This is a genomic window from Roseivirga seohaensis subsp. aquiponti, from assembly GCF_001267955.1.
GTDB lineage: Bacteria > Bacteroidota > Bacteroidia > Cytophagales > Cyclobacteriaceae > Roseivirga > Roseivirga seohaensis.
In genome coordinates, this window is record NZ_JSVA01000016.1 from 38,417 (window position 1) to 52,555 (window position 14,139).

A 14,139-nucleotide genomic window follows, 5' to 3' on the forward strand; every position below is an offset into this window, starting at 1 on the left:
CAGGTGAAACTACAGTTCGATAAAAACCAAGAATACCAGCTTCAAGCCATTCAATCAGTCATTGACTTGTTTGATGGACAGCCTTTGAACAATTCAGATTTTGAGTTCTCTATGGCTAATACCAATAGCGGCAGTATTACGTTCACCGAGGCAGGTGTGGGCAACAATCTTGCACTTACGGAAGAAGAGTTGCTAACAAATCTCAATAAAGTTCAGAAGGAAAATGAGCTAAGAGAAGACGAAATATCACCTGCCATTGAAAAGCTTTGGTACAATGAGGATGCATCTGTAAAAGGTGTTCTGGAAGGTAAATCAGTAGTTACCGAGTTTCCCAACTACTCTGTAGAAATGGAAACCGGAACAGGCAAAACCTATGTGTATCTCCGTTCTATTTACGAACTCAACAAGGTATATGGCTTCAAGAAGTTTGTAATTGTAGTTCCTTCCGTGGCTATCCGTGAAGGAGTTATCAAATCCCTCCAAATCACCTTCGACCACTTTCAGGAAATCTACGAAAATCAACCTGCGGATTACAAGGTATATGATTCAGGCCGTTTGACAGACTTGGGCAATTTTGCCAAGAGCAACGCCATTCAAATTTTGGTCATCAATATTGATTCCTTCACCAAAGATGCCAATGTCATCAATCAGGTAAGAGAAACAGGAATCAAGCCAATTGAGTACATCCAGAAATCAAACCCGATTGTGATTATAGACGAGCCGCAGAATATGGAAACCGATATTCGAAAGCGAGCTATTGCCAATCTCAATCCCCTATTTACACTGAGGTATTCTGCAACACACAAGAACCTTTACAACCTGGTCTACAAGCTCGACCCGGTGAAGGCCTATGATTTAGGCTTGGTAAAGCAAATTGAGGTTGATTCCGTTGTGGCCCGAAACGATAGTTCAGGAGCCTTTATTAGTGTTGATGGTTTCCGCATGGCTAAGAAGTCGGTAACTGCCAAGGTTTCAATATTTGTCAATGAAAAAACAGGCGTACAGAAGAAACAGGTTTCCGCAAAAGTTGGGGATGATCTTTACAAGCTTTCTAAAAATTGGGACATATACAAAGACGGCTATGTAGTCAATGAGATAGATGCCGACAATCAGTTCATTGAGTTTTCAAGTGGTCAAATTGTCTATCAGGGTCAAGCCGTGGGAGGTCTTACCGACCAGGTACTTAGGGAAATGGTAGATGCCACGGTAGAGAACCACTTCAAGAAAGAGAAAGAGTTGCAGGGCAAAGGAATCAAGGTTTTATCAATCTTTTTTATCGACCGTGTGGCCAATTATCGTGAGTATGATGATAGCGGAAACACCGTACAGGGGAAGTTTGCCGAATGGTTTGAAGAAAGCTATACCAAATGGCAGAATATGCCTGCTTACAGGGGGTTACTGAGCTTCAAAGCCAAAGACGTGCATGATGGATATTTCAGCCAGGATAAAGCAGGTAAATACAAAGACACCAAAGAAACCCGAACTACCAAAGCTGATGATGATACCTTCAACCTAATCATGCGAGATAAGGAAAGGCTATTGGATGAAAAAGTGCCTCTCCGATTCATATTCAGTCACTCCGCATTGCGTGAAGGTTGGGACAATCCCAATGTATTCCAAATCTGTACCCTTAACGAAACCAAGTCGGATATAAAGAAACGGCAGGAAATCGGAAGAGGTCTCCGCTTATGCGTTGACCAAACCGGAGCAAGAAATCTTGACCGTGCTATCAATAGGCTTACTGTCATTGCCAATGAAGCCTATGAATCATTCTCCAAAGCCTTACAAAAGGAAATAGAGGAAGATTGTGGCGTGAAGTTCGAAGGCCGTATCAAAAATGCAAGAGCAAGAACCAGCGTAAAACTCAAAGACAAATGGATGGAGGATGCTCTATTCCTTGAGCTTTGGGAGAAAATAAGAGCCAAAACAGAATATAAAGTTGATTACAGCACCGAAGAGCTAATTGCAAATTGTGTGGCTGCATTGCAAGCAATGCCCCCTATCGAACGTCCTGTAATCTACCGTGAAAAGAATGTGGCAAAATTTGTTAGAGATGCCAAAGGCAAGCTGATTGAATTAGGCGGTGAGCAGAAAGGCTCAAAGGAGAAAATGGTAAAAGACACTAATTATGAAATCCCTGATTTTATCGCTTATATCCAATCTAAAACAGAGCTTACCCGAGATACCATTACCCAAATCGTATTGAACTCAAACCGATTGGGCGAAATCTTCAACAACCCTCAGTTATTCATGGATAGCGTGGTACGCATCATAAAACATGAATTTGACCGCATCAAGATCAATGGCATCCAATATGAAAAGATTGCCGGACAGGTCTATGAAATGAAGTTGTTCGAATCCGCAGAAATTGAGCAGTATTTAGAAAACCTGATAGAGGTTAAGAAACAAGCCAAAACGCTTTACAACTATGTGGCCATTGATTCCCTCAGTTCACCGGAACGCAGGTTTGCCGAAGATTGCGAAAGCAGGGATGATATACTTTTCTATGTAAAGCTTCCAAGAACATTTGTGGTCAAAACTCCAATTGGTCCCTACAATCCTGATTGGGCATTGATTAAGAAAGAGGACGGTGAAGAAACCAAAATCTACTTTATAGCTGAAACCAAAGACCCTAAAGCAGCAAAAGACCGCACCCTACTAAGAGATAGTGAGCGATTGAAAATAGCATGTGCTGAGAAGCACTTTGAAGTAATAGATCATGTGAATTACCGTGTAGTTGGCTCAGTGAGTGATTTGAAAGTTTGAAACAACCAGCATTGACCCGTTTTGATATGGCAATAGAGAAACAATTTTTAACCAGGCTACAGGATATTAAGCAAAGAGACGTGGAAGTCTTGCTTAAAAAGGCGTACCGTGGTATTTGGGAAACAGCAATTAAGAAGTATTCCGACAGTGCCCACTTCGTTTATGAATTGCTGCAGAACGCAGATGATACAAAAGCCACTTGGGTTGATTTTCGCCTTGAAGAAGACGGACTTTGGTTTAAGCACAATGGCTCTGTTCGCTTCTCTATATCAGACCCGGACAATGAAGATGAAGATTCAGAAACTGGCAACCTTGGCCATATAAACGCCATTACTTCCATTGGCAATTCAACCAAGATTGATGAACAAAAAATCGGAAAGTTTGGAATAGGCTTCAAAGCGGTTTTTGCTTACAGCATGTCTCCGCACATTTATGATGATAATTTCAATTTCAAGCTGGAAAACTACATAGTACCCAATGAAATTGAATCCTTGAATGGCCAGAGGGCAGCAGGTGAAACAGTTTTCTACTTCCCTTTTAATCACATTTCAAAGTCGCCAGAGGATGCCTATACTGAGATTGAGGACAAATTAGATTCACTCTTTCAGCCTATTTTATTCCTCACCAATCTTCAAAAGATAACTTGGAAATCCAATGAAAAAGAAGGCATCTATTCAAAGCGAGCATTAAAAACAGAACAGTTTGACAATATCCGAGCTGAGTTAATGGAGGTTGAAAGCGTAGAAAATAAAGTCAATAAAAAAGAGTTGATATGGTTATTCTCTACTGGTGTTTCACACAAACAGCTTAAATCACACCACCGCATTTATGTGGGTTTCTTTGTTCTCGATCAAAAGGAACTGGAAACTGGATATACCTATGAAGCATTTTGCTTTTTTCCAACCAAAGAAGAAACCAAGTTAGGCTTTGTTATTCAGGCTCCATTCCTTCTAACAGATAGCAGAGAGGGCATAAAAGCAGGTGAGCAATGGAATGTAGAAATCATGCAGCTTGCGGCAAAGCTTGCTGCCAATTCTTTACCAATACTCAAAACCATTGGTGAACGGGATAAAACCTATTTGCTCAACGACAGTATTTTAGAACTGATTCCATACAAGGAAAGTGATTTTGTAGAAGTGGGTAGTAAGGCCAAGATTTCATTCAAACCTTTCTATACCGAAATCTTAAAGAAATTTCAGGCCGACCAATTATTGCCAGGCAGAAATGGGAAGTATTACAAAACAGCAAAGTCATATTGGGCATCAGATCCTGAATTAGCAGAACTCTTTTCCGACCAACAGATCAGCAAGCTAATGGGCAACCCTGATTCGGGATTGGTGTTCGTAAGCAAGGGACAGAAGCAACTTAACCAAGCGAATAAGACCTTAGAAAGCTATATTAATTCAATCATTAACGACACCTTAGACCCTAAAAAACTTTTGAGGAGAATTGATGCTCCTTTCATGGAAGCTCAATCAGATGAATGGCTATTGAAATTCTATGCCTATTTGGGAGGTCGAAAATCCCTTTGGGATGATAAAGAGAAGCTTGCTCAAAAACGTCCAATCCTGCTAAATCAAGACAGAAAGGCCGTTGTACCCTTCAATGATGATTTAACAGCACCAAATATTTTTCTGCCTTCTGAAAGGGCAACAAGCTACGATACCATTTACAAGCCATTTACAGAGGATGAAGAAGCCCTGGACTTCTTCAAGGGTTTGGGTATTGGTAAACCCGACTTACGAGCTGAAATCTTCAAGACCATAATTCCGCAATACAAGGACGGATTTAACTATGATGATAAGGACAAAATCTTAGCCCACTTCGATTCTTTCTTATCCTACTATGATGCTTGCCCGGTTTCCCTCCAAAGTGACTATCTCGATAAACTCCAGGAGACTTGTTTCATAGCGACCCGAAAAGCCAGTGAGCCTGATACGGTTTACTTTTGCTTTCCTGAGTCCGTTTACATTCCAAGTGAAAAGCTCAATAAATACTTTGCTCACGCAAAGGAGGTCTACATTTTGGATGAAGATTACTACTTGGACTTTATCCATAGTCCTCGCAAAAGCTCGTTCTATTCATTTCTTTCGGCCTTAGGTTGCAGCAATCAACCTCGTTTGTTAGATAGGGAGTTAGAATCCAACTACGAAAACAAGGAAAGATTTGGTCTTGAAGAAATTGAAGTATCACAAACCTATGTCTCTAATCAAACCATTACAGATACCATTCTGGAAGGTATAGAGGAAGCAGTATCAAATATCAACCCCGAACTTTCTGTCCTGGTTTGGGAATACATGTTATTCCATGTACACGGTAAATCTTCTTACTCGCTCGAATCAAGTATCATGGGCAACTTTCGATACGTCCCCAAATGGAACCAATATCCAAAGTCCCAAAAGTTTGAATCTACACTGTCCTCTATTCTCAAAAATGATAAATGGCTCTATGATACAGAGGGCAATCTAAAATCAGCATCAGAAATTCAAAGAGAAGACCTGAACGAAATCTACACTTCACAGGATTTTGACATTTCTGCATTCCTTGATTTTTTGGGGATTGAAAGTCCTGAAGATGAATTAGACCTCTCTGAGGAACAGAGAGCAGCTTACTTACTTGGCAAAAAACTACAAGAGGAAGGAATCACTGAAGAAGAATTAGCAGAGGCTTTAAGCATGATAAAGGCTAAAAAGAAGTCCGCAGATGCTCAGGGCAATTCTAATTCTGATGAAGAAGAAGACTTCATGGATGATGCCATTGAAGACACCTTAGACCGTCTCAAAAAGGGAATCAAAAAGAAGCGTAAGGCCAGAGCTGAAAATCAAGAAGAAGAACCCCAACAAGAAGAGCAGGAATCTCCTGAATCAATGGTAGATCAGGATGAATACACCAAGCCTTCTGTTGACCTACAAAAGAAGATTGACAAGCTCAAGGAACAGACAGAAGCCCAAATTGAAGACCTTACCCGAATTGAAAAACTGAATGAGATCGTTGATGAATCTGAAATGTATTCCTACGCATGGTTCAAAGCCTTGCTTGAACTGGAATACCTGAGTAGTTCAGAATCCAACACTCAAGGAAAGGAAATTTCAATCCAATTTACAAAAGCCGAAAAAGAACCGGGTACAGAACGGACATTGATTCTAAAACACCCGAACAGATATATCCCCCAGTCCATTGAGGATATTGGAGACCTCCAAATTCGCTTGTATCATGGTGAAGAATCCAAAACCATAACCGTGGAGGTTGTAAGTGTTAAAGAATACACCCTTCGGGCAAAGCTGAAAAAATCTGCCGACATTTCAGAAATTGACCTATCTAAGGTCAGCCGAATAGTCATTGACATAAAGAATCCAGTTTTCATTCTTGAAGAACTCCGAAAAGCTTTCAATCAACTCGGTTTAGAGGATGATTATAATCTCCAGCAAAACCTGCCAGAGGATATTCGATTTATATTTGGCCCTCCTGGTACAGGTAAAACAACTTATCTCGCAACCAATGAGATTATCCCTCTAATGCAGCAGGATGAAAACCTCAAAGTGCTTGTACTCACTCCAACCAATAAATCGGCAGACGTTCTTACAAAGCGTATTATTGAAAAAATGGGTGATGATGAAACTTTTCACCATTGGCTTCTCCGCTTTGGAAACACCAGTGATGAATCACTTGAAAATAGTTCGGTTGTAATTGATAAAGCATTCGATATTAGAACCAAGCCTAAGAATACCACAATAACCACAATTGCAAGATTTGCTTACGACTATTTTCAACCCGAAATCCATGATGAACGCCTGCACCTGAAATTTCTTGAATGGGACTACATTATCATTGATGAAGCTTCAATGGTGAACTTGGCCAGTATAGCCTATGTCCTTTATCAAAAGCCAGATGCAAAATTCGTAATAGCAGGAGACCCTTTCCAGATTCAGCCAATTACACTCATAGACCATTGGAAGGATATGAATATCTACAGCATGGTCAATCTCGACAGATTCGTAGAGCCAACAACAGTTCCCCATGAATTTGAAATAGTTAACCTTCGCAAGCAATATAGGGCAGTTCCCACCATTGGAAATGTTTTCAGTCACTTCACTTACAATGGCATTCTCGAACACCATAGAACAAGTGCAGAGCAAAAGTCATTGACCATAACCGGATTTGATTTCAAGGACATTAACATTATTAAATTTCCAGTAGCAAAGTTTGAAAGCATTTACAAACCAAATACGCTTAACAAATCGAACTATCAGGTCTATTCAGCTTTATTCACGGTTGAGTTCGCCCGGTCACTTGCTTTTCAGATTCAATCAAGCCACAAAGACAAATTCAGAATTGGAATCATTTGTCCTTACAAGGCTCAGGCTACGCTTATTGAAAAGCTCCTTGCTCAACAATTTGAAGACACTGAAAAGGTTGAGATCCTTATAGGGACTATTCACGGCTTTCAAGGTGATGAATGTGATATTATCATTTCGATTTTTAACCCGCCATACTCGATAAGCAAACACCCTGGTATGTTCCTGAATAAGCAGAACATACTCAATGTATCTATAAGTCGGGCGAGAGATTATTTATTCATCATAATGCCAGACGACAACACGCAGGATATTGAGAACCTTTATAAAATCAAGAAAATAGAAAGATTGATTTATCGCCATGCTCCTAACAATCATTCAGTTTACGAATCCACGCAGATTGAGGAAATTATGTTTGGCAGCGATACCTATATTTATGACAACTCGTTCGCTACTTCTCACCAATCAGTAAATGTGTACTCAAAACCTGAACGCAAATATGAAGTTCGTTGTGAGGAAATAGCTGTTGACGTTCAAATTAAACAATGATTAAACACCCTTTAAAAGCAAAAATGAAAACTTAATATCGAATTAAAACCCTCGTTCATAATGGCAAAGCACTGTTTCAACATACTAACATTCAATCACCCAAGCGATTCGCTTACATTCTATTTTTCAGATAAGGAGCAAGAAGGAACCACACGTATTTACCATTCATTGGTTCCTGATGAGGTCATTGATAAGTATGGGGAACAGGAGCATTACTACACATCGTTTTGCCAAAAAATTGAAGGCTTCATTTCGGTCACTAAGCCAACTACACCAACCTTTGAAAAAATCACAACCGAAGAAGGAATTGAGAAAACCGTTCCGGTTTCAAATTCCGCATTATCATCATCCATTCTCAAACGCTACTACAATTCATTAATCCATAGCCATTTCAAGTCTAAGGACTATTTGGTCAAACCTAATTTTGTAAGCGATACAGAAATTTGGTTGCCAAGCGAGACTCAAGACAAGGAAGGGATTTACAAAACATTTGATCGTTTCTCTTTGAAAGTGCAGTTCAGGACAGTTTCAAACAGCCTTGAATTACTGGTCACATTTGAAGGCAAGTCAAAGATTTTCAAAACACCTGTATCAGAATTATTTGAGGAAGTACCAGTAAAAGCATTCAATTGGGTGGTCTATGAAAAAGGACTACACCGCTTTGATGAATTGCCGGATGAAGGAAAAAGAAATTACGACAAGGTTTATCCTGTTTGGAATTTTGAAATCAGGGATGCTTTGCATCAGGAAACAGAAGCCCCAGACAAGACGAACAAATACAAGAAATTCAAAACGGCCATTGATAAATTTTACAGAGAGCAGCTTAATACAGCCGAGTTCAAAGCTATCATTCCGCTATCCTCCAAAGGGTTTATTCCTGTAAATGAAGTCCGAATTGGCTCAATTGAAAAGTCCAGCAACAAACTCGTATTTGGAAATCAAAAGCTACACCATGTACCTTATTATGGCATTACAGAAAATGGACCTTTCGAATTAAGTCCATCATCAAAGATTCATTTCTTTTTTATTCTCCATGAAGATGATAGAGAAGTAGCAACCAAGATTCATAACTACTTTAATGGCAAACTCAACGGCTTTAGGGGGCTATCAAAGTTCATTCATACACCCTATCATCCAGATAAAGAACTCGCAATCTATTTTAAAGACAGGGATAACCCTTGGCCAGAACTGTACGAGCAAATCAACGACAAGGACTTTGATACCGACATTCAACACATAGCCATTTACATTACCCCAATTAGCAAGAATGTTCCAGTCAAATCTCAGAGGTTGGTTTACTACAAGCTGAAAGAGCTACTATTGAAAAAAGGTGTTTCCTCTCAGGTGATAGATCCTGATAAAGTGATTAGCAACGACAAGTATCATTTCAGCTTGCCAAACATAGCTATTGCCATTCTCGCAAAGCTCAATGGCACTCCGTGGAGGTTGGACACAAAGCTGAAAAATGAATTGATTGTTGGAATTGGAGCATTCAAGCATACAGAAGTTGACATCCAATATATCGGAAGTGCTTTCAGTTTCTCCAATACAGGGAAATTCAACCGCTTTGAATGCTTTCAAAAAGACCAGACAAAAGAGTTGGCAGGTTCAATCCTAAGAGCAGTTAAAGACTATGTCAATGTAAATACAGGAATCCGAAGGCTTGTAATTCACTTCTACAAAGACATGAGTAGAGAAGAAGTAGAACCGATTGAAAACGGCCTGAAAGAATTGGAATTGAATATTCCGGTCTTTATCGTCACCATCAACAAAACGGAATCGTCCGATATTGTTGCCTTTGATTTGGACTGGAAAGATTTGATGCCCGTAAGTGGCACTTTTATCAAATTAGGCTACAACAGATTTCTACTTTTCAACAATACCAGGTATTCAGCATCGGAGTTCAATTTCAATGATGGTTTTTCTTTTCCGGTAAAGCTCAAAATAAATTGCTCCAACCCTGAATTGGTTGATGATTACAAAACAGTAAAAGAACTTATCGATCAGGTATATCAATTCAGTCGCATGTACTGGAAATCAGTAAGACAACAAAACTTACCAGTAACAATCAAGTATCCTGAAATGGTGGCAGAAATGCTACCATACTTTGAGGGCAACGAGATTCCCGATTACGGTAAAGACAATCTTTGGTTTTTATGAACACCTTACACGAAAAAAAACTTTTAAGAAAATCCATCAAACCAACGGCCATGCGCCTATTGGTTTTACAAACCTTAATGGAGCAAAATCGTGCTTTAAGTTTGAATGAAATTGAAGTACTTTTCGAGAATGCTGATAAGTCAACCATATTCAGAACGCTCAAAACATTTCAAGAAAACTATTTGGTACACAGAATCAATGACGGTAGCGGAGCAATCAAGTATGCCCTTTGTGATGATGATTGTATTTGCAGTTTAAAAGATAACCACATCCATTTCCTATGTACTAAATGTGAAAAAACATATTGCCTAAAGGATACCCCTATTGCAACTCCAACTTTACCGAATGGCTTTAAAGCAAACTTTGCCAATTATCTGATTGAAGGCATTTGTTCGGCATGTGCCTAAACTTTGCAATGGCATTGCACTCCTTAATTACTTGCTTTGTGTTCGAATTAAAACTTGAACATGAAGCACACATTTCTATTTCTATTCATTCTACTAAGCGTTTCGGCTGTCGCACAAAACAGCATTTACTTTCAGGTTAATGATGATGAAGGTGAAAGCCTCATTGGAGCAACTATTGTTATTGAGGGTACGACAAATGGTGGTACAACAGACATAGATGGTAAGTATCATTTTCAAAATATTCCCAACGGCTCAATCAACTTTGTCATAAGCTATGTAGGGTATGAACCGCAATCCAAAACACTCCTTTTTCCTGAATCAGATGGTAAAACGATTGTTATTGTCATGGAATCCGGTGAAGAGCTTGAAGAAGTAATTGTTTCTGCTACACGTTCTTCAAGAACAATAGAGACCATTCCAACACGGATAGAAGCTGTAACTCTAGAAGAACTTGGAGAGAAAGCCGCAATGAACTCAAGTAACATAAGCATGGTACTTAGAGAGTCTCCAGGTATAATGATGCAACAAACCTCTTTGAGTTCAGGAAACATGAACATACGTATTCAGGGACTTGACGGTAGATATACCCAAATGCTCCGTGATGGAGCACCGATATATGGCGGCTTTGCAGGTGGGCTATCAATCTTACAGATCCCGCCACTTGACTTAAAGCAGTTTGAAATCATTAAAGGTGGAAATTCAACACTCTACGGGGGTGGAGCCATTGCAGGTATCGTAAACTTGGTTTCCAAAACCCCAGAAGAAGAACCTGAACTTACCATAATGATTGACCAAACAAGCGCATTGGGAACTACAGGAAATATCTTCTATGCCCAGAAGTATGGAAAGTTGGGACTAACCATGTATGGGTCGGGAAACAATCAAATAGCGTACGATCCAGATGATGATGGTTTCTCGAACATGCCTCAATCACAGTCTCTCACTCTAAATCCACGATTATTTTATTATCCCAACAACAACACAGAAGTTTCGCTTGGTGTAGGTGCAACCCTTGATGAAAGAACAGGTGGAGATATGAAAGTGATTGACGGCAATCCCGAGATAGAAAATGTCTTTATGGAGGTAAATAAATCCGAAAGGTATAATTCTCAATTTCTTTTGAAGAACCGGAAAGATAACCGTGAGATAATATTAAAAAACAATATTAGCCTGTTCAACCGTGAATTAACTATTCCCGATTATCTATTTGACGGACAGCAGCTATCCAGTTTTTCAGAAGCATTTCTAAAACTGGACAAATCAGATGAAAATGAATGGCACTTAGGAGTGAATCATTATTACGAATCTTTTACAGACAACAATCCTGATAGCCTTGGCGCTCAGGATTACACATTCAATACGTTTGGTGCTTTTATTCAGAACACCAGGAACTTAGGTGAAAGGTTTGTTTTTGAAGGTGGTTTGCGTACAGATTACAACATTGAGCATGGCCCTTTTGTGCTGCCAAGACTTGCTCTACTTTACAAGCACAGTAATAAGTTTTCTTCAAGGATAAGCGGTGCAATGGGTTATAAACTTCCAACGCTATTTACAGAAGATGCGGAGCGTATTTATTATAGAGATATAGCACCGATTAGCACAAGTTCACTCAATCCCGAAACCTCCATTGGTGGGAATATTGACTTCAACTATAAAACTATTGTACTAGACAAATTCACTTTTGCCATTAACCAACTCTTCTTTTTCACGCAGCTCAACCAAGCATTAGTCCTAAGAGAAGATGTACCAAGCAGCACATACTTTTATGAAAATGCCGATGGCCCAATTCAAAGTTCAGGCTTTGAAACTTCGATTAGAACCACATACGAAGACTTTAAATTATTTATGTATTACACCTATACCAACACAGAACTGAAATACGACAATATAAATAAGCAGCAGCCCTTAACCCCTGAGAGTATGGCAGGTTTCATTCTGATGTATGAATTAGAAGACAATTGGTCAGTTGGCTACGAACTCTACTACACAGGTCGGCAATTTGATAACAGCTTTGATCAAAAATCGGACTATTGGACAATGGGTTTTATGGTGATGAAACACTTTGAACACATTACCTTATTTGCCAACTTCGAGAATTTCACCAATACAATGCAAACCAATTTTGAGCCACTTGTAAATGCTCCAATTTCGAATCCAACCTTTAATGATATATGGGCACCCACTCCAGGCTTTGTATTTAATGGTGGTGTGAAGATTAACATTTTCTAAACCATGGACTTTTACCAAATCATAACTCCAATTATCACCGTTGCGTATTTGCTCATAGTCTTTGTGTTTCGATCCATCATAGTGTGGCGGCAATCGGGTGTTAATCCTTTTGTTTTCAGTTCAACCGAGAATGCACATGACTACCTCGGTTTCATTTACAAAATGGCTGTTCTTTTTATGGCTATAACTATTGTCTGCTACTCCTACCTACCAGCTGTTTATCAGTTTTTGAATCCTATTCCTTTTTTATTGCGGGACTCAATACAAATGGTCGGTGTAGCCCTATTGCTAATCTCATTTCTTTGGACATTAATCGCTCAAGTTCAAATGTCAGATTCTTGGCGTATTGGAATAGACTATGACGAAAAGACTGAATTAGTAGTTAAAGGGATATTTGCTATCTCAAGAAATCCAGTATTCCTAGGCGTAGTGGTATTTTACATTGGCATTTTCCTCATTCTTCCAAACACCCTGAGCTTTACATTGGTACTAGTGATGTTCATAACCGTACAAGTCCAAGTAAGATTAGAAGAAGTGTACCTACTTGAAACACATGGTGAAGCATATCAAGCATATAAAAACAGTGTGAGACGATGGATTTGATGCAAAAAACAATATTTCATATTTCAAAAATGGACTGCCCTTCGGAAGAGCAAATGATTCGTATGAAGCTAGCCGACTATGATTCCATACAGCAACTTGATTTTGACATTCAAGACAGAAAACTAACTGTAATGCACCTTGGCAATTCATCTGAAATATTGAATCTACTAGAAGAGCTGAAATTGGATACAAAGTTGGTTTCCGAATCAAAAACGACAGAGTCAATAAACTACTCTACAGACTCCAAAAAAGAGCGAAAACTACTATGGGCAGTACTACTGATTAATTTCTCGTTTTTTGTAATTGAGATACTCTTTGGTTGGATTTCAAAGTCAATGGGGTTAGTGGCTGATTCATTAGATATGTTGGCTGATTCTATTGTGTACGCACTCAGTTTAATGGCAGTGGGGCAATCTGCTATCCGCAAAAAGAACGTTGCGAAATGGAGTGGATATTTTCAATTACTCCTAGCCCTAATAGGATTAGTTGAAGTGATAAGACGTTTTATAGGTTCAGAAGAAATGCCTGTATTTCAAACCATGATTGTAATCTCTATTCTTGCCTTAATAGCCAATGGTTTATCATTATACCTCATTCAAAAATCCAAAAGCAAAGAAGCCCACATGCAGGCTTCAGCGATTTTTACTTCCAATGATATTATTATAAATTTTGGTGTGATAATAGCCGGTACACTTGTCTATTTTACGGGCAGTCAAATTCCTGACCTTGCAATTGGTTCAATAGTCTTTTTGATAGTCATTCGGGGTGCATTTCGAATACTCAAATTAGCAAGGTAACCCCTCCCACGGCATTGTGCCTACGGTAGGTGCATTTCATTCGTGCCTCATTCCATTTACCAACCGTCTGCACCACACAGCAAGAGTAGCACGTTATTCCATTCCGCTGCGCTACATTCCATACCGTGCCACACTTGCTTTTCCCAACGCACCCCCCAACGCAGGTAAAGCGGTGTTCGTCAGTCGTTCCGTTTTGTTCCGCAAAAACATATCTGCAAGGGTTATAAAATGAACTCCCTTCTGTCGCCCTTGCATATACCGTTCACTTACCAGCTCGTTTGCGCTCCAGTAGGTGCTCACTCACTGCCGTTCACTTGTTTTGCTTCACACACT

Annotated in this window: 7 protein-coding genes; all 7 read left to right on the forward strand. The window is 39.5% G+C overall.

Annotated features, from left to right (window positions below):
• Nucleotides 1-3: 3 nt before the first annotated feature.
• The 7 genes from OB69_RS13670 to OB69_RS13700 all read left to right on the forward strand — a co-directional run bounded on the left by OB69_RS13670 (nucleotide 4) and on the right by OB69_RS13700 (nucleotide 13,806).
• Complete coding sequence (locus OB69_RS13670) at nucleotides 4-2,766, forward strand: restriction endonuclease (protein ID WP_053224304.1); 2,763 nt, start codon at nucleotides 4-6, stop codon at nucleotides 2,764-2,766.
• Nucleotides 2,767-2,792: 26 nt separating this feature from the next.
• Nucleotides 2,793-7,610, forward strand: coding sequence for a DEAD/DEAH box helicase (locus OB69_RS13675; protein ID WP_053224402.1), 4,818 nt, complete (start codon nucleotides 2,793-2,795; stop codon nucleotides 7,608-7,610).
• 60 nt (nucleotides 7,611-7,670) lie between these two features.
• Complete coding sequence (locus OB69_RS13680) at nucleotides 7,671-9,770, forward strand: Piwi domain-containing protein (protein ID WP_053224305.1); 2,100 nt, start codon at nucleotides 7,671-7,673, stop codon at nucleotides 9,768-9,770.
• Nucleotides 9,767-10,177 carry a Fur family transcriptional regulator gene (locus tag OB69_RS13685; RefSeq protein WP_053224306.1) on the forward strand — a complete coding sequence of 137 codons (411 nt, stop codon included), beginning with the start codon at nucleotides 9,767-9,769 and terminating at the stop codon, nucleotides 10,175-10,177. The genes OB69_RS13680 and OB69_RS13685 overlap by 4 nt, the downstream gene beginning before the upstream one ends.
• A gap of 60 nt (nucleotides 10,178-10,237) precedes the next feature.
• Nucleotides 10,238-12,406 carry a TonB-dependent receptor gene (locus OB69_RS13690; protein ID WP_053224307.1) on the forward strand — a complete coding sequence of 723 codons (2,169 nt, stop codon included), beginning with the start codon at nucleotides 10,238-10,240 and terminating at the stop codon, nucleotides 12,404-12,406.
• A 177-nt stretch (nucleotides 12,407-12,583) separates the two neighbouring features.
• Nucleotides 12,584-13,009 (forward strand): methyltransferase family protein, encoded by a 426-nt coding sequence (locus tag OB69_RS13695; RefSeq protein ID WP_245620828.1) that lies wholly within the window; start codon nucleotides 12,584-12,586, stop codon nucleotides 13,007-13,009.
• The gene (locus OB69_RS13700) at nucleotides 13,009-13,806 is read left to right on the forward strand and encodes a cation transporter (RefSeq protein ID WP_053224403.1); all 798 of its coding nucleotides are present in this window, start codon (nucleotides 13,009-13,011) and stop codon (nucleotides 13,804-13,806) included. Before OB69_RS13695 ends, OB69_RS13700 begins: the two co-directional genes overlap by 1 nt.
• The last annotated feature ends 333 nt before the right edge of the window (nucleotides 13,807-14,139 follow it).

Excerpts from the sequence above, each read along its gene's own strand:
- OB69_RS13675 (WP_053224402.1), top strand. The coding sequence starts at position 2,793 with ATGGCAATAGAGAAACAATTTTTAACCAGGCTACAGGATATTAAGCAA.
- OB69_RS13680 (WP_053224305.1), top strand. The coding sequence starts at position 7,671 with ATGGCAAAGCACTGTTTCAACATACTAACATTCAATCACCCAAGCGAT.
- OB69_RS13685 (WP_053224306.1), top strand. The coding sequence starts at position 9,767 with ATGAACACCTTACACGAAAAAAAACTTTTAAGAAAATCCATCAAACCA.
- OB69_RS13690 (WP_053224307.1), top strand. The coding sequence starts at position 10,238 with ATGAAGCACACATTTCTATTTCTATTCATTCTACTAAGCGTTTCGGCT.
- OB69_RS13695 (WP_245620828.1), top strand. The coding sequence starts at position 12,584 with ATGGCTATAACTATTGTCTGCTACTCCTACCTACCAGCTGTTTATCAG.
- OB69_RS13700 (WP_053224403.1), top strand. The coding sequence starts at position 13,009 with ATGCAAAAAACAATATTTCATATTTCAAAAATGGACTGCCCTTCGGAA.